The organism is Kerstersia similis (genome assembly GCF_965139615.1).
In the GTDB taxonomy this organism is placed as follows: Bacteria; Pseudomonadota; Gammaproteobacteria; order Burkholderiales; family Burkholderiaceae_B; genus Kerstersia; species Kerstersia similis.
The window spans coordinates 1-25,144 of sequence record NZ_CBCSIQ010000005.1; the positions used below are offsets into that span (position 1 = coordinate 1).

Annotated in this window: 17 protein-coding genes and 1 CRISPR repeat array; of the genes, 4 read left to right on the forward strand and 13 right to left on the reverse strand. The window is 59.0% G+C overall.

All coding sequences use genetic code 11. The features are described 5' to 3' along the window. Positions 1-430: 430 nt before the first annotated feature. Entirely contained in the window at positions 431-838 is a 408-nt protein-coding gene (locus tag ACNA1V_RS04720) for a GlcG/HbpS family heme-binding protein (protein ID WP_415832425.1), read from the reverse strand. A gap of 399 nt (positions 839-1,237) precedes the next feature. Between ACNA1V_RS04720 and ACNA1V_RS04725 the strand changes: the two genes are divergently transcribed. Then, positions 1,238-1,873, forward strand: a complete 636-nt coding sequence (locus ACNA1V_RS04725; protein ID WP_415832426.1) for a C40 family peptidase — start codon at positions 1,238-1,240, stop codon at positions 1,871-1,873. Between the two features lie 330 nt (positions 1,874-2,203). Here the strand turns inward: ACNA1V_RS04725 and ACNA1V_RS04730 are convergent, their stop codons facing one another. The 3 genes from ACNA1V_RS04730 to lptF form a co-directional block, all read right to left on the reverse strand. After that, the gene (locus tag ACNA1V_RS04730) at positions 2,204-2,515 is read right to left on the reverse strand and encodes a DUF2325 domain-containing protein (protein WP_415832427.1); all 312 of its coding nucleotides are present in this window, start codon (positions 2,513-2,515) and stop codon (positions 2,204-2,206) included. 297 nt (positions 2,516-2,812) lie between these two features. Further along, positions 2,813-3,772: a CysB family HTH-type transcriptional regulator gene (locus tag ACNA1V_RS04735; protein ID WP_415832428.1), complete on the reverse strand. Its 960-nt coding sequence runs from the start codon at positions 3,770-3,772 to the stop codon at positions 2,813-2,815. Between the two features lie 297 nt (positions 3,773-4,069). After that, positions 4,070-5,176, reverse strand: coding sequence for an LPS export ABC transporter permease LptF (gene lptF, locus ACNA1V_RS04740; RefSeq protein WP_415832429.1), 1,107 nt, complete (start codon positions 5,174-5,176; stop codon positions 4,070-4,072). Positions 5,177-5,235: 59 nt separating this feature from the next. On the opposite strand from lptF, the gene ACNA1V_RS04745 reads away from it, so the two are divergent. The 3 genes from ACNA1V_RS04745 to ACNA1V_RS04755 all read left to right on the forward strand — a co-directional run bounded on the left by ACNA1V_RS04745 (position 5,236) and on the right by ACNA1V_RS04755 (position 8,183). Continuing rightward, the gene (locus tag ACNA1V_RS04745; protein WP_415832430.1) at positions 5,236-6,747 is read left to right on the forward strand and encodes a leucyl aminopeptidase; all 1,512 of its coding nucleotides are present in this window, start codon (positions 5,236-5,238) and stop codon (positions 6,745-6,747) included. A gap of 9 nt (positions 6,748-6,756) precedes the next feature. Continuing rightward, positions 6,757-7,188 carry a DNA polymerase III subunit chi gene (locus ACNA1V_RS04750; RefSeq protein WP_415832431.1) on the forward strand — a complete coding sequence of 144 codons (432 nt, stop codon included), beginning with the start codon at positions 6,757-6,759 and terminating at the stop codon, positions 7,186-7,188. Positions 7,189-7,481: 293 nt separating this feature from the next. Further along, positions 7,482-8,183 (forward strand): Bax inhibitor-1/YccA family protein, encoded by a 702-nt coding sequence (locus ACNA1V_RS04755; RefSeq protein WP_415832432.1) that lies wholly within the window; start codon positions 7,482-7,484, stop codon positions 8,181-8,183. A gap of 170 nt (positions 8,184-8,353) precedes the next feature. On the opposite strand, the gene ACNA1V_RS04760 is transcribed toward ACNA1V_RS04755, so the two are convergent. The 9 genes from ACNA1V_RS04760 to cas3f all read right to left on the reverse strand — a co-directional run bounded on the left by ACNA1V_RS04760 (position 8,354) and on the right by cas3f (position 25,042). Next, entirely contained in the window at positions 8,354-10,900 is a 2,547-nt protein-coding gene (locus tag ACNA1V_RS04760) for a TonB-dependent receptor (RefSeq protein ID WP_415832433.1), read from the reverse strand. Positions 10,901-11,089: 189 nt separating this feature from the next. After that, positions 11,090-12,310: a FecR family protein gene (locus ACNA1V_RS04765; RefSeq protein WP_415832434.1), complete on the reverse strand. Its 1,221-nt coding sequence runs from the start codon at positions 12,308-12,310 to the stop codon at positions 11,090-11,092. A gap of 114 nt (positions 12,311-12,424) precedes the next feature. Further along, a complete protein-coding gene (locus ACNA1V_RS04770) occupies positions 12,425-12,946 on the reverse strand; it encodes a sigma-70 family RNA polymerase sigma factor (protein WP_415832435.1) in 522 nt (173 codons plus the stop codon). A 326-nt stretch (positions 12,947-13,272) separates the two neighbouring features. Beyond that, the gene (locus ACNA1V_RS04775) at positions 13,273-15,663 is read right to left on the reverse strand and encodes a 3-hydroxyacyl-CoA dehydrogenase/enoyl-CoA hydratase family protein (RefSeq protein ID WP_415832436.1); all 2,391 of its coding nucleotides are present in this window, start codon (positions 15,661-15,663) and stop codon (positions 13,273-13,275) included. A gap of 238 nt (positions 15,664-15,901) precedes the next feature. Further along, positions 15,902-17,489: a CRISPR direct-repeat array (repeat unit 28 nt; unit sequence TTTCTAAGCTGCCTATGCGGCAGGCCAC). A 130-nt stretch (positions 17,490-17,619) separates the two neighbouring features. Next, entirely contained in the window at positions 17,620-18,186 is a 567-nt protein-coding gene (gene cas6f, locus ACNA1V_RS04780; RefSeq protein ID WP_415832437.1) for a type I-F CRISPR-associated endoribonuclease Cas6/Csy4, read from the reverse strand. 12 nt (positions 18,187-18,198) lie between these two features. Continuing rightward, positions 18,199-19,218, reverse strand: a complete 1,020-nt coding sequence (csy3, locus tag ACNA1V_RS04785) for a type I-F CRISPR-associated protein Csy3 (protein ID WP_415832438.1) — start codon at positions 19,216-19,218, stop codon at positions 18,199-18,201. A 32-nt stretch (positions 19,219-19,250) separates the two neighbouring features. Further along, a complete protein-coding gene (csy2, locus tag ACNA1V_RS04790) occupies positions 19,251-20,309 on the reverse strand; it encodes a type I-F CRISPR-associated protein Csy2 (protein WP_415832439.1) in 1,059 nt (352 codons plus the stop codon). After that, positions 20,306-21,679 carry a type I-F CRISPR-associated protein Csy1 gene (gene csy1, locus ACNA1V_RS04795; protein ID WP_415832440.1) on the reverse strand — a complete coding sequence of 458 codons (1,374 nt, stop codon included), beginning with the start codon at positions 21,677-21,679 and terminating at the stop codon, positions 20,306-20,308. The genes csy2 and csy1 overlap by 4 nt, the downstream gene beginning before the upstream one ends. A gap of 87 nt (positions 21,680-21,766) precedes the next feature. Then, positions 21,767-25,042 carry a type I-F CRISPR-associated helicase Cas3f gene (gene cas3f, locus ACNA1V_RS04800; protein ID WP_415832441.1) on the reverse strand — a complete coding sequence of 1,092 codons (3,276 nt, stop codon included), beginning with the start codon at positions 25,040-25,042 and terminating at the stop codon, positions 21,767-21,769. Between the last annotated feature and the right edge of the window lie 102 nt (positions 25,043-25,144).

Consider the following 25,144-nt stretch of genomic DNA (forward strand, 5'->3'; position numbering starts at 1 on the left):
GTCTCGCTCAAACATGTGCGTCCTTGCCTCCCCGCTGACACCCCCTGACTCGGCACGCTCCACTGCCCAAGACCGGGGGCCTGCCACAACGCTGACGTAGAGGATGACTGAACGATCAGACTGCGGGCGGGTTCAGCGTGTACGTCCTGCCCCTTACTGATGTTGCCTGATTCGACACACCACACCACCCAAGACCGTGTTTCCGCCAACGCGGGCGTAGCGGATGACTAAACAATCGGACGGCGGGCTGGTTCAGCGTGTACGTCCTGCCCCACCGCTAACGCCGCCTGATGCCGTAAGCCCCACCACCCGAGATCGGGTTTCCGCTATAACGCTGGCTTGCCGGGTGACTGGCTACCGGGCCGCTGGTTGATGTGGCGGCTGGATTCGGGCTGAAGGATTGGGCCGGGGCGTGTGTGACTTTTAGCGTTTACAGGCCCAGGGCAGCGATGCCGGCACGGGCGATTTCGACGTCTTCATGGGATTTGACACCCGATACGCCGACAGCACCGACGACTTGACCGTCAACGATGACCGGTACCCCACCTTCGAGCATGCCTTCGCTGAGCGGAACGGAGCCAAAGGCATAACGCCCCTGGTTGATCATGTCTTCAAAGCCTTTGCTTTCACGCCGTCCCATGGCTGCCGTGCGGGCTTTGGCTGGCGCCACTTGAGCGGTGAAGGGCGATGCGCGGTCCATGCGTAGCAGACCCAGCAGGTGCCCACCATCATCAGCCACGGCAATCGTGACCGCCCATTGTTTCTGTTTGGCATAGGCCTGGGCAGTGTCCAGGATTAACGCGACATCGGATTGGGTCATATACGATTTTTGCTGCATGAGAGACTCCCTGACTGAAACCATGGACTTGAATTGGGCCGCGTTCATGTTTGGCAATACGAAATGCGGCCATGCCTATTGCGGTAGTTTGGCATCATACCTAGAACCAGCGACCATGCTGGCGCGCACTGCCATAACCGCCCTCAGCCATTTCCTGTTTTTGACAAATAGAATGCAATTGAAGACATAAAGAAAGAAATTGATGGAAGATGTTTGATTTCATTGCCAATTACATCCTTTCATACGCTTATACCCCCGATTTCTTGCCATATTTGCTAAAATTTGCGCTCACCGCCTAGCCATTCAAGCCGGCGCTGCGTCAGCAGCCCTGCTGCCAAGCTTCCCACGACGCCCATGCACGCTGCTCGCCCTTTCCGTTCAGGCATTACCTCTCTTTTAATGTCTGCGCCGCGCAGTTTTGTGGCATGTAGCGTTCTGTTTCTGGCCGGCTGTGCCAGTACCGTTCCTCCCCAGCAGCAACAAGCACGTCTGATCTCCCTGGAGCAGCACGGCAATACGCGTCGGCCGCAGGCTGATGACAGTTCGCTGGATGCATTGATTGCCAGCTATACCGCCAGGCAGCGTGATATCGCCGCGCTGCCGCGCAGCAATCTGGCATCCGACCGCTACGCCAGCCATGGTTCTTCCGATGCTGATAGTGCTTTGGTGAGTTCCGCCCTGGAGCATTTGGGGGTGCGCTACAAATGGGGCGGTACCAATCCGGATACGGGTTTTGATTGCAGCGGCCTGGTTGTCTATGCCGCACGCGAGTCCTTAGGTTTGCAACTGCCCCGCAGCGCCTCCGAGATGGCCCACGAGGGCAAGGCCGTGTCCCGCGCCGAGCTGCAACCCGGCGATCTCGTGTTCTTCAATACGCTGGGCCGCCGCTTTTCCCATGTCGGGATCTATGTTGGCGATAACCAGTTCGTGCATGCGCCCAATTCTAAAGGCGTTGTCCGTATCGAAAGCATGGATATCCGCTACTGGAGCAAGCGTTTCAACGGCGCACGCCGCCTGTCAGCTTCCGCCAGCTAAGCCCGTTCAAGCGGCCAAGCCTTTCCCACCTTCTGATTGCCGTGACACCTCACTTGCCAAAAAGGCAGGTATGCGCGGTCATTGCTGAGTTCCCCGCACGCTCGCTCGCCCACGTTGCGCCCCACCCTGCCCGCTTTGCTAAGCGGCGCATGCGTTCGGCGTGCCCGGATGCATTTCAGGCACATGCCTTGAGCCACAGACCTGCCAGCGAAAAAAAAGCCCGTCCGGCTGAATCGCCATAAGGCGATTTCCCGGAACGGGCGCTGCATGATCCTTTCCTGTGCGGCCCACCCTGATGAGCGCCGCATGGATGCTATGAGGAAAAAATCTTCAGCAGGAAGAACAGAGGCCACACTGGTCTAGTGCCTGCTTCATGCTGCAGACGGAACGACGGCAGGCGACAACCCGGACACCACTGCGCATGGCTGCGCTGCGGAAGGTTTTCATGACGTTATGGCCCAGGAAGTCCGTCAGCAGGATGACCAGCTCCGTGCCGGACGGCAATTGCAAGGTTTTCTTTTGGTGAGAGGGATCACGGCCACTGATGTGGTGCGTGATGGCAATGTTGTGGCCTTTCAGTAGATCCGGGATGTTGCCCAGACGATCTGCCCCGACGACGACTGCACTCAGCGATTGCGACATGGTTTTCCTCATAGCATCGTTACGATAGATGTAATGATAGTGATTCCTATTTGGAATGCAATAGTAAAAAAGTCGGGAATGCAGGAATTTATTTCTATGCAACAAACCCAATCATTAGGTTTTCACTATGGAACAACCTTGTCCTGCTACGCAGGGCTTGCTTGTGGCCCTGATGCAGAAAGGCCGGTAGCCGCTTCCTGATCGAAAACGTGCTACCGGCCTGGGCGCCTTCCCAACAGCCCCTCAGAGGCCGTTTGTGGGGCGATGGCAGGCCGTTTCGGCCTGCCAGGATTCATTTCACTCCGGCGCGATGTCGCCACCGTGCTCCATGATGGCCTGCTGCACGACATCCCGCGTCAGTTGCGGCGCGGCCATTTCCAGGAAGGTATAGACATAATCGCGCAAGAAGACACCCGCCTTGACACCAATACGCGTGGTGTGTGTGCCGAACAGGCGCCCCACCGGCAAGCCTACCAGCCCGGCATCGCGCCGCGGGTCGTAGGCAACGCCGGCAATGATGCCTATGCCCATGCCGACATCCACATAGGTTTTGATGACGTCGGCGTCAATGGCTTCCAGCACGATATCCGGGTGGATGCGCTGCGCCGCAAAGGCATCGTCAATGGCCGTTCTGCCGGAAAACGCCCGGTCATAGGTCACGATGGGGTATTCGGCCAACTGTTCCAGCGAGAGCTTTTTGACGGCGCTGGAACGCAAGTCAGCCAACGGGTGATCCGGGCGCACCACCACGACGTGTTCCCAGGTGTAGCAGGGCAGCGTCACCAACCCCGGCGTCAGGGCCAGCGATTCCGTGGCAATGGCCATGTCGGCCTGGCCGTGCAGCACCATTTCAGCCAGCTGGCGCGGGCTGCCTTCAGCCAACGACAGGTGTACCTTGGGGAAACGCTGCCGGAATGCGGGAATTACCTTGGGCAGCATGTAGCGCGCCTGGGTATGGGTACAGGCGATGGTCAGCCCCCCTTCGTCACGCCGGGCGTATTCGTCGCTGACCTTTTTCAGGTTATCGACTTCCAGCATGATGCGGTCGATGACCTGGGAAACGGCCAGGCCGGGACGCGTCAGGCCTTTGATGCGTTTGCCGTGGCGTTCGAAAATCTTGATCCCGAGCTCATCCTCAAACTCCAGGATGGCCTTGGAGACCCCGGGCTGCGAGGTGTACAGCATCCGGGCGGCTTCAGTGAGGTTGAAGTCGCGGCGAATGGTTTCCCGGACAAAACGAAATTGCTGCAGGTTCATGGTGTGGCTACCTCGACATCGTAGCAACCGATTGTAGGGAATAAGGGAAGCAAAGCTTATAAATAATGCACATAAGCTATTTCCCTCCGGCATAAGCTACTTCCCCGGTGAGGGGTTTGTCCACTCCCTGCCTTCCTGCATACTTGACGGTTTCGGGTCCAAGGCGGGCACAACCGGTTGCACCCGCCAGGCCTGCTACCCTTCCCGTTAAGTCGTCCTCAAGCCCTCAAGCCCTTAAGTCCGCAAGTCCTGAAGCGTTCACCGTTCCATGCTTGTGCCCTGGCCCTGTCCAGCCCACTAGGCGACCTGCTGCTTGGGTGCCTTGATACGCATGCGGATGTAGAACAACCAGGCGGTCAGCAGGGCAAACACCGCGTGTACCGCCCATACCCCGACGCTGAACGACAGGCTGCCCGAGCCGATCCAGCTGCGCGACAGATTGATCAGGTTCATGTAGAGCAAGGCGATCAAGCCTGCCAGCAGCAAATCGCCAGAACGCCCCAGACGCGGGTTGACCGCGCCCAGCGGGATTGCCAGCAATGCAAGATTCAGGGCAGCCAGGGGCAAGGCCAGACGCCACATGATCTGCGCCCTCGAACGATCCGTGCCATCCTGCAACAGCGCCCCCAAAGGACGCGCCTTGACGACATTCTCGGCTTCCAGCCTGGCCTGTTTGAGCGCTTCCTCGCCCCCCCGGCTTTCCAGCCGGGCGCCATAGCGCTCGAATTCAGCCATGCGGAACTCCGGTGTGCCAGGCTTGAAGTCGTAGCGATAGCCGTCGCCCAGGACCAGGAAGCGGTCGCCGTTATCCTGGTTTTCAATGCGTACGCCATCTGCCGACACGACACTGAGCCAGCCATCCTCGTTCATGCGCAGGAAGACCGTGCCCAATTCATCATCTGGCGACTTGGGCTCTTCGGCGAAGAACACCCGTGCCCCACCACTGGTTTCGAGAAACTGCCCGGCCGAAACCTTGGAAAGATCCGAGCGCTGCTCATAGCGCTGGCGATATTCGGCGATCTGCCGGTAGGCCCAGGGCGACGCCTGCAAGGTCAGCACGGCGATCAGAATGGATGTCGGAATCGCACAACGCAGCACCGGGCGCAGCCAGTCCAGCAGCGACAACCCGCTGGCAAACCAGACGACCATTTCCGATTCGCGGTAATTCCGCGTCACGGTTGTCAGCACCGCGATGAACAACGAAACGGACAACACCACGGGCAGCGCCGTGATGGTGGAGAATGCTGCCAGGCCGAGCACGACATCGGCGCCAATGGAGCCGCTGGCGGCGTCGCCCAGCAGGCGGATGAGCAGCACACTCAGCCAGACAATGACGAGCGTGGAGAACACCACACCGGCATGGCTGGTGATCTCGCCCACCACGGATTTCTTGAACAGGGACATGAAGATGCAAATTGCGGGATAATCGTTGCGTTCCTTATTGAATGCAACGGGAAATCCTCATGGAATTTAGCACACAGTCAACCGTGTCGCTGCACCGGATTAAAAGTGCCGCACTGGCCGTCGGCGTTTATGCCGACGGCTCCCTGACACCAGATGCGCAAGCGCTGGATCACGCCAGCCAGGGGCTGATTACCGAAGTCGTCAAACAGGACTTTCGCGGCAGCGCCGGCGCCACTCTGACGCTGCATCGCGTGGAAGGCGTCACGGCCCGCCGCGTCATCCTGGTCGGCCTGGGCAAAGCGGCGGATTACACCGCAGCCACGCATGCCAAGGCCGAGCGCGGCCTGGCTGCCGCACTCGCCCAGTTGTCCCTGACGGATGCAGCCTCCACATTGGTCGCTCTGCCCACGACTGACGCCAGCACGTTGCAAAGCCGCGCACGCCAGGCCGCCCAGGCAGCGATCAGCGCCGGCTATCGCTACGACGCCACGCTGAGCAAAAAAGAAGACCAGGCCCCTTCGGGCCCGAAAAAATTCACGCTCATCGTCGCCCGCAATGAAGCGGCCGAGGCTCAGCGCGGCCTGGCCGAAGGCGCTGCCATCGCCAACGGCATGGCGCTGACGCGCACCCTGGGCAACCTGCCGGGCAATATCTGCACCCCCAGCTACCTGGCCGATGAAGCCAAAAAACTGGCCAGCAGCTACGACACCATCAAGGTTCAGGTCCTGGAGCGCAAGCAGATCGAGGCCCTGAAGATGGGCTCGTTCCTTTCCGTCGCCAAAGGCTCTGCCGAACCCCCGCGCTTCATCATCCTGCAGTACAAGCCGGCCAAGGCTGCCAAGGGCAAAGCCAAGGCAAGCCAACCCATCGTCCTGGTCGGCAAGGGCATCACCTTTGATGCCGGCGGCATCTCCATCAAGCCCGCCGCCACCATGGATGAAATGAAATACGATATGGGCGGCGCCGCCAGCGTGCTCGGCACATTCCGTGCCATCGCCGAACTCGGCCTGGAACGCGAAGTCGTCGGCCTCATCCCGGCCTGCGAAAACCTGCCCAGCGGCACAGCCAACAAACCGGGCGATGTCGTCACCAGCATGTCCGGCCAAACCATCGAAATCCTGAATACCGACGCGGAAGGCCGTCTGGTGCTGTGCGATGCCCTGACCTACGCGGAACGCTTCAAGCCCGCTGCGGTGATTGATATTGCCACGCTGACAGGCGCTTGCGTCGTGGCGCTGGGCCATGTCAACAGTGGCCTGTTCTCGACCGATGACACCTTGGCCCAGGCCTTGTTGGATGCCGGCCGTGCCGCTCAGGACACCGCATGGCGCATGCCGTTGGAAGATGCCTATCAGGAACAGCTGAAATCCAACTTCGCAGATATCGCCAACATCGGCGGCCCTCCCGCCGGCTCGGTCACGGCCGCCTGCTTCCTGTCGCGCTTCACCCATGCCTATTCCTGGGCGCACCTGGATATCGCCGGCACCGCCTGGCGTGGTGGCAAGGACAAGGGCAGCACGGGCCGACCGGTGCCGCTGCTGGTGCAATACCTGTTGAGCCAACAGGCCTGAGCCTGACCCATGGCGCGTATCGACTTCGCCTTCGGCGCAGCCGACCGCCTGCTGGCGGCCTGCCAGACTGTCCACCGACAGTATCTGGCCGGCCGCCAGTTGCTGGTCTTCTGCAGCAACACGCAAAGGCTGCAGGCCTTTGATCGCCTGCTGTGGACCTTCGACGATATTTCCTTTGTGCCGCATGTCGCCATCAACGACCCGCTGGCCGCGCAGACGCCGGTGTTGCTGACACGCAGCCAGCCCGTGCCGCCGCCCGTCTCGACGGAAAGCTGGCTCATTAATCTGGATGACGACTGCCCACAGGAATATGGTCATTATGTCCGCATCCTGGAATTCGTCTCGGGCAGCGACGAAGATCGCCAGCATGCCCGGCTACGCTGGCGCCGCTACCAGGACGATGGCCACGAACTGAAGGCTCACGACCTCTCGCGGCGCTGACGCCTGTTTCCCTTTTTACCCTGCTACCCCTGCCCCGCATTGCCTCCCCAGGCGCAGGCCGTGATCGCCACATGCGACGAAGCCCAGCCGTGGTGTCCCCACGATGGGCATTCCTCCTGCGTTTCCTTCTGGCCAGACGGCAGCCCGCCGCCCGCCTGGCGCTATCGCATTGCCCCCGCTTGCGTACCTGAATACGGCATAGTTGAATTTTCAGGGAACTGTAAGCTATGCTACGTGTCTGAACTTGCGTCCGGGCTTGCATGCCCGACATTCGGAACCCTATAGGAGCCGTCATGAATACCGAACGACCTTCCCCTTTTAATCGCTCGGCCAGCGCCCCAGGCGAGGTCGTGCGCAACCGTGTCCTGCGCAACACCTACTGGCTGCTGGCACTCTCATTGATCCCCACGGTGCTGGGCGCAGCGCTCGGCCTGTCGATGAACTTCGGCGCCATGACCGCCGGCAGCCCCGGCCTGGTCACCATCGTGTTCCTGGTTGGCGCTTTCGGTCTGATGTACATGATCGAACGCAACAAGAACAACAGCATGGGTGTCGTGCTGCTGCTGGCCTTTACCTTCTTCATGGGCCTGATGCTGTCGCGCCTGCTGGGTTTCGTGCTCGGCATGAGCAACGGTGCGCAACTGGTGATGACCGCCTTCGGTGGCACGGCCATTGTCTTTGGCACCATGGCAACGCTCTCCACGACCATCAAGCGTGACCTGTCCGGCATGCAGAAATGGCTGTTTACCGGCGCCATCGTGATCCTGCTGGCCGCAGTGGCCAACATCTTCCTGCAAATGCCGGCCATGATGCTGACCATCTCGGTGTTGGCCGTCGTGATTTTCTCGGCCTTCATGCTGGTGGATCTGCAGCGCGTCGTCAATGGCGGTGAAACCAATTATGTGTCCGCCACGCTGGCAATCTACCTGGACGTTTACAACGTCTTCTCGAACCTGCTGGCCATTCTTGGCATTGCAGGCGGCAGCCGTGACTGATGATTAGATTTACGCCGGGCCGCTGATGGCCCGGCGCTCAAGAACCAAACGCTTTACCCCTGTATCCTGCCCGGCCTTTCTGGCCTGCGGCAGGATTTTTTTTCCTGCCGTGCCCCCTCCTGCCGACCGGCAAACCAGACAAAGGGCCATCCAGGCCCCCGCCCGTCTCATCAGAACCGCAGCTCCGCTCCGACCATGAAGGTACGGCCACGTGCCGTCGTATTGATGGACATGCCCTCTTCAGCGTAGTACAGGTCCTGGTTCATGCGGTTCAGGGCCTCGGCATAGTCCTTGTCGGCCAGATTCTGCACACCGAAGCGTACGCTCAGCGCTTCAGACACCTTGTAGCTGCCATACAGGTCCACAATGGTCGGGATACGTGGCATGTCTTCCTTTTCGACGGTATTGCTGTCCATGTCGATACCCTCGGTGCTCAGGCGCTGGGAGCGTCCGGTGATTTTGATCAGACTGCCGATGACCAGGCGCTTGTCAAAGAACCGGGCGCCCAGATCTATCGTGCCGTAGTTGCGCGGCAGATCGGCCATATCGTCATAGCCAAAACCCAGTTGCGTCGTACTGGCGATGGACGTCGGCTGATTCGTATGCTGCCAGCTCCAGGCGACATTCAAATAGCCCACGCCTGCATCGTAGGCAGCCTCCAGTTCATAACCCCGCGTCGTGACTGGCGAAGTCGTGTTGACCGACATATGGGCATTGAAGCCGGAATCGGCGTCATTGATATCCTTGCACAGCGAGCCATCACTGCACAGGAAGAAGGACTCGCTGGCAATATAGTCGCGGATGCGCGTGCGGTAGGCCAGTGCCTTCAGCCGGAAGGTATCGCCAGAGGTCAGCAGATCCGGCTTGATCAGGTTGAAACCAGCCTCGACAGTACGTGCGTGCTCAGGCTTCAGGAAGGGGTTCATGGAGCCGCCCCCCTCATTGCCGAAGAACACTTCCTGGACGTTGGGCGCCCGGGTGGAGTGGCTATAGCCCACGAAAGGCTGCAGCCAGGGCGTCACTTGCGCAGAGAACATCACCGACGGATTGAAGGATGCGTCTTTCAGATTCAATGAGGCTTCGCCCTGCGGGAAGCAATTCACATCCTCCGGGCAGGCCGGCTTGAAGCCATGCACCTTGCTGCGCGTGTAATTCAGGTTCAAGTCGAGCTGATAGATATCACGATTGAATACGAGCCCGGTGTACAAGGCGGCGATGCGCTGGCGGCCTTCAGGCAGAAAAGCGTTATAGCCGTCGTCTTCCCAAAAACGGGTGTAATCACGCTCATAACGGGTATTCATGAACTTGCTGCCGAGCATCAGCGCGACCTTGGTGTCTCCCAGTGAAAATCGGCTCGTATTGTTGATATCCACCGTTTGCGAGCGGTTCCGGATGGATGCGCTTTCATAGGTAAACGGCGCGCCGGGTTCGAAATCCTGTTGTGAACGACTGTTGCTAAGCAGCAAGTTGACATCAACCAGGTCGGAAACGGGTGCGTAGTTGTACTTCAGATAGTAATCATCGCTGCGGATGTCTCGCTTGGTCATCCGGGTCTTGTAATTGCGGCCGCTGAATTCCAGCCGGTGAAAACGGTTGGGCCGGACATCCAGTTTGTAGAGCTGCGACTGCGGGCTTTGCTTGATGAACTCATTGTCTTCCCCCAGGAAATCCTCGCTGCTGCGGCCGCCGCCATTGGAGTAGGTCGCGTGCAGCGTGCTGGCGCTCACCCCGACCAGCGCACCGATGCTGCCGCTATCGGTAAATGCCTGGGTACGCCCGGCCAACGTCACCATGCCGGTACGGCCCAGGCCGTTGCTGCCCACCGACGCCCGGCTCATCATCCCGAAACTGCGGCCTTCGCGCAGCACATCCTCGACACCCAAGGTTCGCATATTGGCGCTGCCCACCAGCGCATTCACCCCTTGCGAGCCCGCGCTGCTGCCCCGGCTGACGTCCACCCCCACCAGAAAATTCGGGTCTATCATCACCCCCGACGAAGTGTTCGCCCCTGCCCCGTGATAGCTGGAAGGTGCGACACCATAGTAAGTCTGGGTCACGCCATCGACCATGGTATTCACCCGCCCCAGACCGCTCATGCCGCGCACATTGACAGTGACCGCGCCCTGCAGGGGATCAAGCTGCGTATAGGTGCCCGGCATGCTGCGCAAGACGGCATCCAGGCTTTGCATGTTGTCATTCACGGCGCGCGAACTATGCGCGCCCGGCTTGCCGTAGCTGCCATCCACGCCCGTCACCGTCACCACATCCAGCATCGCCGGCCCGGCGCTTTTCGTACGCGCCGGCACACGGCGCAACATATACCCGCCCCGCCCGGTCTCTACCACTTGCAGGCCGGTATTTTCCAGCAACAGCGCCAACGCGGCCCGAGGAAGATAATTTCCCTGCAAGCCGGGGCTTTGCTTATGCTCGACCAACTCCGGCGCATATGTCAGCAGCCAGCCCGCCTGCGTTCCGAAATCATTGAGCACCTGCTCCAGCGGTCCTGCGGCAATGGCAAAAGACCTGACCCCACTGCTGCTGTCCGCCTGTGCCGCCGTCGCGCTGCCCGCTGCATCGGATGGCACTTCCAACGCTGCAAAGGCAGGGCCGGCACCCAATGCCATCAACGCCGACAACAGCGCACCAGGCAACAAGGCTGGCGTGGCAATGGCCGGGAAAGAGGCCTGCTCGGCCCGTGAGTGTTCAACTGTCATCATTTCATCCGCGTAGAAGAAACGGCATCCAGGCAGGATGCACGCACGCCACGGCGTTCAGCGGCCGGGGCTTCTACCTGTCATGTCGCATGAGAATGAAAAACAGACCACTTCTTATGTCGGCACACCACGGGCCGCACCAAAAGCGACACCGCCCTCACCTGCAAAAAGGCGCCGTCATGAACGCCGGCACTAGCGGCCAGCACCGGTATCTGTCCGCAGCGCCAAACGGAACGCATCACTACGCCAGCGCCGGCGCTGCACCTCTACCTCCAGATCCAGCATGCGCGCCAGGCTGTATATGATGTCCTCTGGCCGATCCAGCGGATAGGAACCCGACAGGCGCCTATCGGCGACCGACGCGGCGCAACTGACCGAAAACGGCAGGAAGGGATCCAGCTCCGCCAGGAAATCCTCCAGGCGCCGCTGACGGGCCACCAGCATGCCACGCCGCCAGCTTTCACGATTTTCATCCGCCGGGCCAGGCTGGCCGTAGCCTCCCCGATGAACCTCGACCTGCTCCCCTGCCTCCAGGAGCAAACCGCCAGGTGCAGCGCTGGCCGCGCGGGCCGTGTCGGCTGTGCCTGCCGTGATGCTCCTGCCGTGCTCGCGCTCCTGCGCAGCTGCGGCCAGTGCATTCCCCGCGTCCTCGCCGGCCATCGTTATCGGCGCCTCTGCCAAGGGCTTGCCTGCAGCAGGCATCACCTGGACACGCACCCGGCCGCTGAACACCGCCACCTGGGCCGCTGGCTGGCCCTGGCTTTGCAGCAAACGTACGGAATATTCGGTTCCCAACGCCTGCACACTGCCCACTGGCGTTTGCACCAGAAAAGGCCGTGACTCCCCGGCAGTATGTCCGGTCTTGATGAATACCTCGCCCGCCAGCAATTCAATCACCCGTTGCGAGGCATCGAAATTCACATTCACTGCGCTATTTCCTGCCACGGCCAATTCCGTTCCATCCTCCAGCCGCTGCTGCCAGCGCTCTCCCTTTCCGGTACGTAGCTGAGCGGTCCAGCGCCGCACGGGCAAGCTATCGTGCGCCGACCATGCTCCACCGGCCACCAGCAATGCCGCCATCATGCCCGCAAAGGCACGGCGGCTCCGGTCTGGCTTAGCCCCCAGCAAGGCCCGCCGCGCGGCAGTTGCCGAATCCGGCGCAACCGTCTGAACCTGCTGAAACTTGCCATGCAAGGCTTCGATGCGACGCCAGGCTCGCGCATGCTCGGGGGCGGCATCACGCCAACACAACCACTCGCGCAATGTCTGGCGTGATCTAGGATCTTCCTGGAGCGTCAGCAACCAAAGCACCGCCTGCTGGGCAACCGCCCGCGAGACAGGAGGGGTCTCCTCCTGGGACGACTGGCCCGTCGGCAAGCCCTCCTCGGCGACCGCCCTGCTGGCGGCGGGCATCGGGGTGTCCTGTCTGGATGAGCACGTGCTATCGGGCGGGTACGTGTCCGCTGTCGTCCCTGCCTCTCCGGCAGGGTCAGCAGCATCATGGGGAAACAATTGCCGCATAAAAAATCAGCCACCCTGCCCGCAAATAGCCTGCGCGCCTTCCGGGAAATAGCACTGCAGGGCTGCCCGTGCCAGGTAGCGCTTGACCGTCGTCACCGAAATGCCCATTTTCTCGGCGATCTCCGCCTGCCTGAGCCCTTCCAGCTGGCTCAACAGGAATGCTTCCCTCACGACACGCGGCAAGCCTGCCAGCAGCTGATCCACTTCCATCAAGGTTTCGATCACGATCGCCTGCATCTCTGCCGACATGGCGTATGCCTGCTCGTGCTGCGCCAAGGTTTCCAGATAGGCACGCTCCAATTGCTCGCGGCGCCAGCGGCTGGCCAACACGCGCTGCGCAATCGTCGTCAGCATGGCACGCGGTTCCAGCAGCGGGGCGGGTTCGATGCGTGTCAGCAGGCGCACAAAAACATCCTGAACCACATCTGCAGCGCCATGGGCATCACCCAGCTTGCGCGCCAGCCAGGACTTCAGCCAAGGTTGGTGCGAGCGGTAGATCTGCTCGATATCAGTGTAGGGAGCACGCATGGAAATGAGATCGGCAAAGCGAGGCATAGGCAGCAACAGCCCGGTTCATCATCGCCGCGCCGCACACCTCAAATACATAAATGAAAATTGATTGTAATTGCATTTATGATTTGAGAAGGAACAAACCGCAGCAAACCGTTGGTAAATGGCTGGTCTTGATCATGCAACAGCCCAGTGCGTACTCAGCTCGGGAAAATACAATTCTTCTCGCGGCTCACACAGCCATGCCGGATGCTCTGCCCGATCGTCAGCATGGCGAAAAAAAACCCGGAGGCCTGCGATCTTTGAAGATCCCAGGCCTCCGGGCATCATGAACCGCCTCCGACTCAGTTACGCAGGGGCTTGCCCGTTTTCAGCGTATGCGCGATCCGCGCCTGGGTTTCAGGCGTGCGCAGCAACTCTATGAACACCCTGCGCTCGGCAGCCAACATCTGCGCAACCGGCGCCTGCGTCCCGCTCTCAGCCAGGCCTCCGCACAGAACCGTCGCTACCCCCAGCGCAACACGATAATCATGATTACTGATCCTGCCGGCTTCGCGCTGTATGCTCAGTTCGGTTTCCAGCATATCCAGCCCAGCCTGGCCTGCGACCGGAATCACGGCATAGCGCGGGGGTGGCGCATAGCCCGATTCCGCCAAACCCCGCGCCGCCTGGATACCTGCATACAACAACTCTGCCGGATGGAACAGCACCGTATCGCCATGGCGCGCATAGCCCAGCGTCTGAGCCTCCCAGGCGCTGCGAGAGGCACGTGCCTGCGCGACATTCTGGAACAGCGGACGCAAATGCGGCAGGATGGTACCGGTTGCATCCGCCGTCGCCGCCAGCAAGGCAGCACGTTGCGCGACATACACGCAACCGCCGCCGGCGGGAATCAGGCCCACGCCGGTTTCCACCAGCCCGATAGAGGTCTCCAGCGCCAGCACGCGCCGAGCCGCGTGAACGGCGAACTCACAACCGCCGCCCAAAGCCATGCCCTCGACCGCCGCAATCGTCGGCACCTGCGCATACTGCAGCGCCAACGACACCTGCTGGAAACGCTGCAACAGGCTATCAACCTCTGCAAACTGCCCATCCTGCGCCAATGCCAACAACTGCTTCAAATTGGCGCCCACAGAGAATGGGGCGGGATGCCACAGCACCAATCCATCAAAATCCCGTTCTGCGCGGGCGATGGCCTGCAACAGCCCGTCCAGCACCTCCTCGCCTACCGCATGCATGCGGCTCTTGAAAGACACTACGGCAATACGGGCGTCCAGTTCATCCAGGCTCCAAAGGCTCACGCCTTCGTTTTCCCAATGCAGGGTCCGCGCCATCGTCTGGCTTTCCCCGGCCAACAACTCCGGCGTGCACTGGCGCCGATAGACAGGCAAGGTGCTGCGAGGATGCAAACGGCCATCCCCGGCACCATACGAGCCTTGCGCCTGATGCACCCCTTGGCGGGCAGGCTCCAGCACCCAGTCAGGCAACCGGGCATCCACCAATGCCCTACCCGCCCCAATATCTGCGGCAATGGCCTGCGCCGTCGCCTGCCAATCGCTTTGCTGCCAGGTCTCGAAAGGCCCCTGCGCCCAGGCAAACCCCCAACGCAGCGTCAGATCCAGATCCCGTGCGCAATGCGCCACATCCGCCAGGTGGTACGCACTGTAATGGAAGACATCCCGGAAAATACTCCAGAGAAAACGCGCCTGTACATCATCGCTCTCACGCAGCGCGCGCATACGCGCCACGGGATCCGCCACCTTCAGAATGTCGGCCAGTACGGCGGACATCGCGCCCGCTCCTTCGCGATACTTGCCACTGCGGGTATCCAGTACCTGAATCACCCGGCCTTCCTTGCGGTACACCCCTGCACCCGACTTCTGCCCCAGCGCACCCTGCTGTATCAATGCCTGCATCCAGACTGGCAGCTGGAAATAACGATGCCAGGGATCCTGCGGCAAATACTCGTCCATGGTTGCGACCACATGGGCGAACGTATCCAGGCCGATGACATCGGCTGTCCGATAAGTCGCGCTTTTGGGACGCCCGATCGCCGGCCCGGTGATGGCATCCACCTCATCGGGCGTCAGCCCCATGGCTTCGGCGTGATGCAAGGCTGCCAGCATGGCGAAAATACCGATACGGTTGCCGATAAAGTTCGGCGTATCCAATGCGCGCACCACGCCCTTGCCCAAACGCGTGGTCAACCAGCTCTCCAGGCCATCCAGCACGCCGGCATCGGTCTCCCGCGCAGCGATCAGCTCCACCAGACGCATATATCGCGGCGGATTGAAAAAATGCACCCCGCAGAAACGCGAACGCAACGAAGCCGGAACCGCATCCGCCAAAGTATTGATAGACAGGCCTGACGTATTGGTCGCAAACACGGCGTGATCGGCCACATGCGGCGCCACGCGATGATAAAGATCCCGCTTCCAGTCCAAGCGTTCGGCGATGGCCTCCACCACCAGATCACAAGCCGTCAGCGCGACCAAATCATCCTCATAATTGGCGGGCTGAATCAAACCGGCACGTGCAGCCTCGGCCAGTGGTGCTGGCTGCAACCGCGCCAGATTGGCAATCGCACGTGCGGCTATCCCGCTACGCTCGCCCTCTTTGGCTGTCAGGTCATACAGCAGCACCGAAACGCCCGCATTCGCAAAATGGGCCGCGATCTGCGCCCCCATAACACCTGCACCCAGCACTGCAACCTGTTTGACCATGAGCTTATCCAAGCGAACCTCCTGTTGACGGTTTGAGCCGGCAACCGCACGCCAGCGTGGTAACCGGGCCAGCATAGCACCCGACCGGTGAGTAAGGACTGCGTTGCTGCATGCCCTATGCAGCGACTATTACGATAACAAACGGATGCTGCAGCGATGCAGGCCTGTCGTGCGCAAGAAGAATTACCTGGTTTATTGGCTGTTTGTGCGGCCAGCAACCACGCCGCCGCTCACGACGGTAAAGGCTTTATTTCTAAGCTGCCTATGCGGCAGGCCACGACGTCAATCCGCTGTGGCTGATGACTGGCCATTTCTAAGCTGCCTATGCGGCAGACCACGAAGACGCGTCAAAACATGTCATTTGCAATGTTTTCTAAGCTGCCTATGCGGCAGGCCACATAACGGCAGGGCTAATCAGGAGTGCGGATTGTTTCTAAGCTGCCTATGCGGCAGGCCACAGCAGGTCAAGCGCGTGATCAGCCGCGACTTCTTTCTAAGCTGCCTATGCGGCAGGCCACACGGCGACGGCCATCATCTACTGCAATCAGAATTTCTAAGCTGCCTATGCGGCAGGCCACTCTTCCCCTTGTGCTTCCCTGGCGCGCAGCATTTTCTAAGCTGCCTATGCGGCAGGCCACGAGCAATCGGCGCTGGACAGCACCTGGCGGCATTTCTAAGCTGCCTATGCGGCAGGCCACGCCGATGCGCTTGCTGATGCGCTGTCGAACTTTTTCTAAGCTGCCTATGCGGCAGGCCACCTGGCGGCCTGACGTTTTCCGTGGGCCTGGATTTTCTAAGCTGCCTATGCGGCAGGCCACAGCTGACCGGCGCAACCGGCAAGATTTTTCACTTTCTAAGCTGCCTATGCGGCAGGCCACCCTGGCCTAAGTTCCGCAGGTTGCGGCGGACATTTCTAAGCTGCCTATGCGGCAGGCCACTTTCTTGGCGCGCCCCAGCGGGGTATCTGCACTTTCTAAGCTGCCTATGCGGCAGGCCACCTTAGCCGGGTCGCCGTCCGGTAGTTGGCTCTTTTCTAAGCTGCCTATGCGGCAGGCCACGATACCAAGGATTTCGACAAGGGCAGCGGTGATTTCTAAGCTGCCTATGCGGCAGGCCACGGTACAGCGGGCGCTGCGCGTGGCGTATCAGCTTTCTAAGCTGCCTATGCGGCAGGCCACTGATTGTCGTTTGCCGGCTGCGCTTCGTTCCATTTCTAAGCTGCCTATGCGGCAGGCCACTTCCTGGCAGACCAGAACCTTTACAACCCGGTTTTCTAAGCTGCCTATGCGGCAGGCCACGGGTATGGTGCATTAGCGGGCGCTGGCCTGATTTTCTAAGCTGCCTATGCGGCAGGCCACGATGTCCTGCAGGGCGCGATACAGCTTACCCATTTCTAAGCTGCCTATGCGGCAGGCCACTCCTGGGCTTCCTGTTCCTCTCGCTTTCGCTGTTTCTAAGCTGCCTATGCGGCAGGCCACTATGTGGCCCCCAGGTCGGGGGCGGGTTTTTATTTCTAAGCTGCCTATGCGGCAGGCCACAAGGAATGCAGAGTCTGCGCTGCCAGGGTTAATTTCTAAGCTGCCTATGCGGCAGGCCACGATATGGAATTTTTCTGATTTTTTCGACTTCTTTTCTAAGCTGCCTATGCGGCAGGCCACTGTTGAGATCTAAGTTGTTTTTGACCTCGATTTTTCTAAGCTGCCTATGCGGCAGGCCACCCTTGAATGCCCCGAACGGGTATTCTGAGCTTTTTCTAAGCTGCCTATGCGGCAGGCCACGCAATCAAACAGGGCGCGTCGGTTGAGTTTCGTTTCTAAGCTGCCTATGCGGCAGGCCACTAGGTTATCTTATTTCTATGCCATTGATTATTAAAGAACAAAGCCTTTATGACTGCGATAGGGTGAAAATTTTCGGCCATATCACAGTCCATTGTTTTTAAAGGATTTTTATTAACCCCTAAAAAAAGGGTCAAAACCAGGGAATGGTCGCTACCTGACTCAAGCCATAGGAATTGAAGCTCCCGGATCGGGCTTCGTCTTGCATCTCCCCCATCAACAAGAAAATGGGAAATGATTGCCCTGTACTACCGCTGCGAATCTGTATGAACGGTAAATCCGGCTGTCGTTCAATACTTTCTGGAATGGCCATCACAGCTTGCTCGAACGTTTCTCCTTTACGTTGCATACGACGCCGACGCAGGCGGTCAGCATTGGTTTTGAACTGCCTCCGCCATATATTCCGGTACTGCACCTGTTGCGGTACTGGCAGAACGGCACTGTGTTCCATATGATCCCGCATGCCACGCAACCAATCCTTGGCTTGCAAAGCCTTCAGGCTGGGTTCCGTACCATGCAAACGCATAACAACACCCAGCGCTTTAGGCTTCAGGCTGTAGCCAGGAAAGCTCACCCCAATATCATGACTTCCTAACTGCACCAGGACGCGATGCAACTTGGCATACAGGGCACTCATCAACTGAGTCTGGCTGAACTCCGGGTCAGGCAGCAGATGGATATCCACATAGTGGCTTGTCATACCATGCTCCCCTCAATTCCCCGCGTCACCAAAGACCCCACCACGAATCAGGACGGCCATCACGAAATGCTGTTGCGCTTGGGCAGGGGCTTTGTCTTTCAAAATCCAGTCATCCAGCAAGTTGTAGAAATCCTGTTTTTGTTTGGGCTGCCGATATGCTTTCCCCTGGGTCGTGACGGAACCGTACGGTTCCACAGCGATCGGCCCCATCTCTTCCGCTCCGTCATACCAATCATCAATGGTACGCAATGCATTTCCCAGTTTTTGAGAGTGCATCCCTGCAACACCATCAACGTCATACAGCGTCTTGCTTTTATCTCCTCGGCCCCGATCCAGAACCAGCTCCTGGGAAGGAAAAACCTCCTGTCCTGCACCAATACGTACAAATGCAGTGACTTGCAGTAAGACATGTTGCTCGCCCGCCAAACCTTGGGCGATCACCGCGGCCAATGCGTCCCGCTGGGCTTGTTCAGCCCCCGCCTCAAAGTTGCGCAGTCCCAGTTGCAAGGCATCGAATTGCCACGACTGCACTGGCAGCCCCTTTTCCAGTTGCGCCACGTTCACCTGAACCTGCTCTGCCCCAACCCGGTTACGCCACAGAAAGCGGCCATTGGCCAGATTGTGCGCATAGCGTTTGGCCAGTTCAGCAAAACCGTGCGTCTGCACATACGATGCCACCGTACTCAACAGCTTGGCTTCATAGTCAGCATTGTTGCAGGCCGAGGGCTTGCCCGCCCCGGACAGCACACGCAGCGTAAAGCTGACCCTCAAGGTATCTGCATCCGCCGGCAAGGTGGCCACATCAACCGTCTGAAGATTGGGATTTTCAATCGCAGCATCCAGTTTGACCGGATCTTGGTCTTTGGCTTTCAAACGATTGGAAATCGTACCGCGTACTGCCTTTTCCCGTAGCGTTACTGGCAACCATGAACCGGACTGCGCCAGCTTGTCCCATGAACCAGAATGGAACAGCGCATCTGACGGATCGAGTTTGCGTTCAAAAGCCAATACCGAAGCAGTTTTCAAAGACATGGCAATTCCTTTCTCATCACAATGGATATGTTTCAATGATTTGAATGTTCGGTTCCGATGGTTCCGATATCTGGCGCATCCTCCAGCGCCTCGTCTCGCCCGCCGACAGGGCGATAACCGTTGCAACACTGGTACAGACCTTGCTCAGCCCGGGTTTCCGTCCACCAGAGAATATCGGTGATCGCAGACAGGCGATGTGGACTGATCCACTGCCCGAGTGAATACACACTTTCCACAAACCGGAATGGCGTTTTTCTGTCGCGGGCGTGTTCAACCTGCCCACCGGGGTACAACTCAGACAACGCACCATACCCAACCGGAATTGGCACCAGCCAGCCGGCACCCAGGGGCCTGTCATGCTTCCAGTTGACCTTGCCCTCCTCCTCTGTACTGCGCCAGTTGAAACGAGCAAGATCCATCCAGGCGTCCAATGCCGTGGCCTCTGCCTGCTCCGTCTGCAATTGCGCCAAGCGCTGTTGCAACAGGTCGTCACGGCTGACCAGCGCGAAGCCCGGCAACCAGCGACGGCGCAACAGGCGGAACTGAGTCAGCCTATCCTCAGCATTCCCCGGTATCGCAAGCAATACCGGAGTAATAGACTGCCCGGGCTCCGGGGTAGCGTGCACAACGGAACCACCGGCAATTCGCATGGCTACCAGCATGTGACGTATGGCCCAGGCCAGTTCCTGTCGTTTCTCCTGGTCTTGGTACAGCACATTATTCCTGTCGTCCACCTCTCCGCCATCTACCTGAAATACCAGGGTGATATCCAGATGAATGCGGCCTTCCTCCACGATGGCGGCGGTACTGCCATCTTTATCGACGGGATTGCGGCTCAGACGGAATGTCTTGACGTAGCCGTCATGAACCAGCTCTTCATGCCAGTGGCAGATCACCCCCACTTTTTCCAGCACCAAAGGAATATTCTCGACGGCCAGTTTTCTTTCCAGCGCCCACATCAGGCCAAGAAAAGCCGTCATCGCAGGAAACCCATGAGTCAAGGGACTGGAAATGGCATTGGCATTCTGAATACGCAAATGCGGCACGACCAGCAAGCCCTTGCCATCAAGCGTATGACGAAAGTCGGTCATGCCTGCCCTCCCGCGCGAGTCGGGATATAACGCGGCGCTTTCTGTTCCACACGCAAACGATGCAGGCGTTGCGCCCAACCATCCGTACGCTCATCTACCAACAGTTCCTTTTTCCATTCACGCGCCTCAATATCTCCGACCCGGAATTCCTTGCTCAGATGGGTATTGAGCCAATTGCCAAAACGCTCTCCGATCTGCGCCGGCCAATCCATGAACAGCCACAGACTACGAAATGCCTCATCGTTTTCCGCGCGCTTGGGATCCAGCCAAAGTTGCTCAGGCAATGCCAGTTTGCAACGCGCATCCGCCGTCCAACCCGTGGGCCACCCTCGCTGCAACTCGCCTGCCAGGGTCACCATCTCGTCAATCAGGCTGGTCACATAGGTCTCCACCCGATCGCGGGTTTCCACATTGGACGGCGGATCGCTTTTCAGGAATTTCAGAAACGCCTTGACGGTTGGCTTTACCCCTTCGCGGGCAAGCAGCATGTGATCGAACACAGACTGCAAACCCCAAGGCTGGCGCAACTTCCCTGATTGCCATTGCGGCGGCAAGGATGCCAGCAGGTAGTTATTGCCGCCACGCTCACTGTTCAACTGGCTGATGTTCTGTGGTTTGGTACCTCCAAGCTTCTGTACGGCCAAGCCTGGGTACTCATGCAGAACGCCGTCATGCACCCGCCCCTCCCTGCGAGCCGCCCGCGCTGCTTTATTGTTTTCGCCAAAGCGGTCCTCTTGTATCGTGGCAAACACCACGTGGGCCAGCGATGTCGCATACAAGGGCGCCAACAGGTGATACTGCCCGTCGTCCGTGGCGTCCCCGTCTGCCAGCCAATAGAGCTGCTTGGCGCGGACATGGCTACTCAATCCACCTTCACGCGCCTGGGTGAGGCCGATGAAGGCCGCCTGCCATTGTTCGGCCTGCGCCGGATCGGAATGCAACGCGGCAATCACTGCAGCATCATCCGCCAGCAGCCACGCCAGTATCGTCTGACCGTCTATAGATAGTTTGAGGAATTTATAGACATCCAGCGCCGCCGCGTTGCCCACGACATCCGCAGAGAAGTCCTGCTTCAATAGATGGCTGCCCACCAGCGCATGCGCTGGCAATTGCGCCGGCATGCAATACAGATTCGTGCCGCGAGCATCGGGGTGGATGGGTTTCAGCGCATGGGTAACCGCCTGAATCTGCCGGACGCGGCGTGCGGCATCTTCCAGCCAACGCTCGGCCTGAAATTGAGCGATCCATTCACTGCGCTTGGGGTCATCTTCCGCAAGCTTTTCAATTTTGGCTTGCAGGCGTTCCTGCAGGAATGCCTGGATAACGGCACGCGTACGCTGTGTCCGCCCCGCTTCATCACTTGCTGACAAGATCGCTCCTTTCCAGAGACCAAAAATAATCTAAATTAAAAAATACTCATAAATTGAAATATACCAATCTCTAATCGCAGGACAAGCTCAGCCCTTCCGCGCAAACCCCAGCCAAGGATGCCAATACCATCCTTGGTTGTTCTCCGCCTTGACCCGCAAGGTCACCGTCGCAAACTTTTCCGCGAATGTTCTCAGCGGCATATCCATCTCCTCGGCCTGGGCACGCATCGCTGCCATCATGTCCGCATCCCCCCAGCAGCTGATCTGCGCATGGGTCAAGGCTTCCTGCGCAATACGGGTATTCAGAAGCTCCCATTCGTCATAACCCCGCTCCCACTTCCGGGGCCCTTTAACGATACGGTAGAGGCGGTAATCTTCTTCGTCTTCTGTCGGCAGGAACACGAGTTCTTCCTCTGGCTGGGTTTCCAGGCGAAAAGGCTGTGCCTGCTGCATCGCAGCCGTCAGGCAGACATTGTTGGCCTGCCAGAAACTGCTGGCGTTCAGCTGCACCGTCTTCGCCACTGAGGCACTGGCACTGTCTCCCGGAACTGCCGTTGTCTGACGCGCCAGTCGGTTGCGACGCACCGGCGCCGCCAATGACCCGCCATTGGGCAACATTTGTTCTGCCAGCCGCTGATGCTCCAGATCCACCAGATTGCGATCCGGCTGCCATTCGTGCTGCGGTCTGGGCTGAATGCGCAGCCTGGCATCCACAGCCATCTGCCATTGTTCATCCAGCCAGGGTTTCAACAAATCAGCCAGATGATGTGTTTGCAAGACCGACGCCCTGCTTTCAAAGCCCGGCTTGCAATAGGCAACGCCATCCCTGCTTTCGTAATGCTTCAGGTTGGTCTGGCACACCAATAGATTGGGCTGCGTAATCGGCTTATTCGGACGATGGCGCAACACCCGGCCCGCCAGCTGTATCAATGAACGCATGGAAGAAGGCTCGACGACGGCCCAGTCATAATCGTGATCACGACCGACTTCCGTCACCGGCGAGCCCAACACGATAAACAACTGATCAGATTCCTCATGCGTATCAATGGCTCGCCGAATATCCGGCAAGTCAAATACGGCATATTCATCCCGACGATCCAGCGTACCGTCCAGCCGGTGTTCAATCGCCGAGCGCATAAATAGCGGAAACTGCGAGTGATAGACACACAAATGAATATGCACCCCGGCCGGCACAGGCTGCCTGAACAACGCCAGTGCCACATCAAATAGCGGCGCGATGTTTGCCATGCGTATCAAGCCGAAGCTGATACGCTTCTCTTGCCCACCCCTATGTTTGGGATCCACGCTGTGATGGTATCGGTGCAACCTGAGCGCCGCCTGCAAAAGGGTGTGAGCAAAAGCCTCACGCCGCTCCTGTGATGCCAATTGCCCCAAGCCCTTGGGCAAAGGTGACACCTGCATACGCCTGCGTGCGTGCTTGGTGGTTTGCATGCTCAATTCGGCTGCACGCTTGCCGACAAACTGCAAGTGTTGCTCTTCAAAAGCGGCTGCATCCGTACACTCAACATGCTGCTGGCTGAACTCATCCACCCACAGGCAGGGGATGCAAGGCGATTCATCCGACCGCTCCCCCCGGTTGCGCTGATACCTTTTTCGCCCCTCCAGATAGGCCATGAACAGCCCCTGAACCAGGGCTGGCGGCAAGGTTGCCGACGACAACAGCAACCGCGTACCCAACAGCCCTGCCCAATGCACAAGTCGCGTCAATGCTGGCAAATCCGCCAGATCGAAATCATCCGGCTCGTCCAGAACGAGATCCCCCGTCATCAGGCGCAGCATGGGCGCAATCTGGCTGCCCCCACGCAGACTTTCAGTCGCTGGCATCAAATGATCGACCGTACAAACCAGCAAGGGTGCAGCCAGCAATTTGCGGGCACCAGCATCCCGTCCCAGATATTGCAATACCGGATGCTGATCATTGCCCTCGAACACCACATGCGTGGTTTCGTCCAGCAATGCCCGGCTTGAAGCCGAGCCCGTATTTTCTGCGACGGTTTCGTAGTACTCGAATAATTGGCGACTGGCTGTCCCACCAACCAGAATCGCCAGTTCATCCTCGGCCAGCCCCAGATCCTGCTGAAAGCTGCGCCCGGTTTGCAGCGTTAAGGTCCGCAAGCCAATCGCAAACGCACAGCGCATGCCTTGCTGGGAATTGGCCAGCGCATTCATGATGCGTGCATTCCCCAGCGTTTTGCCACACCCGGTGGACGCCATATTGACGATAAACGCTCCTTGCAAGGCCGAACGCCCTGCCAAACCGGCCGCACAGTCAACCGCCTTGTCCTGCCACCGAAAACGCGGGTTGCTGCTGCGCATTTTCAAGCGTTTGTGGTTACGCAGATGTGCCAGCTGCCGCGTCAGCCCTGGCAAGGCATGCACCACCCGGCTGGCAGCCTGTTCCACACCGAGTAGATGCTCATCCAGTGTCTGATTCAATACGTTTTCCCCGCCATGACGAGTGGTATTGGCATAGAGACGACTCTTGGCTGACAGGAAAGCTTGCCGCTCGACCACTGCCTTACCGTGTGTATCAATGCCCAGACTGGAGTAATAGTGATCTCCCAGCATCAGGGATAGCCTTGCCAGATGCATCACATAGGTATCGCATGGCAGGTCTGCCATCTTATCTGCAGGCACACCCTGCGCTGGTCCCGGCACCGGCAGGGCTTTCAACAAACCAATCGCCATGCGTGCGGCACGTTTACGCCAGGCTGATGCCACAACAGGCAAGGGCTGGCTGAACTGCCAGTACCTGCGTACCTTCGCTTTAGCCTGTTCCCGGCGCTGTGCGCTCGTATAGGGCTCGTTCCAGTTGGCGTCTATTCTTCCCAGGACATCAGCCAGATCGCCAACATTCAACTCGGTCTGCACTTTGCCATGCCAGACCTTCGCCTCCTGACTGCTGGCAGCCTCCGGCACGGCGGGCAGGCGATGATGAGACAGAATCAGCCAGGCCAGTGCCCGCGCCAGCGGCGGCAAAACCGTCAAGGGATTCATGGACGCATCCGGCGGGTTATCCAGCCCATCCCGTTGCAAAGCCGGACTCGTCCACTGCTGCGCCCACAAAGCAACGTCCTGTGCATCTGCAGCGTTAGCCAGTTGTTGCAGCCATACCCGGTCATCCGTCAACCCGCCGCAGCTCGTCACAAAGGCCTGAAATAGGCGGACGGATACCCATTCATGACGATAGAGATTTTTCTCTTTAAGGTCTCCCGTCAAACGATCCTGAAAGGCATCACTGGCCTTACCCAGATCGTGCATTAATGCCGCCAGCGCACTCAATTGCTGGATGATTTTCAGGCTATGCCAGGTACTTAGATCTGATGCAGGAATGTCTTCCATGGGAAATCGCCTGGCTCTCTACTGTCAATAAATTAGCTTAATCTTACGTCAATCCTTTGTTATGGCTTCCTTTAACCGCCGCGACAATCGTCCTGTAACGCT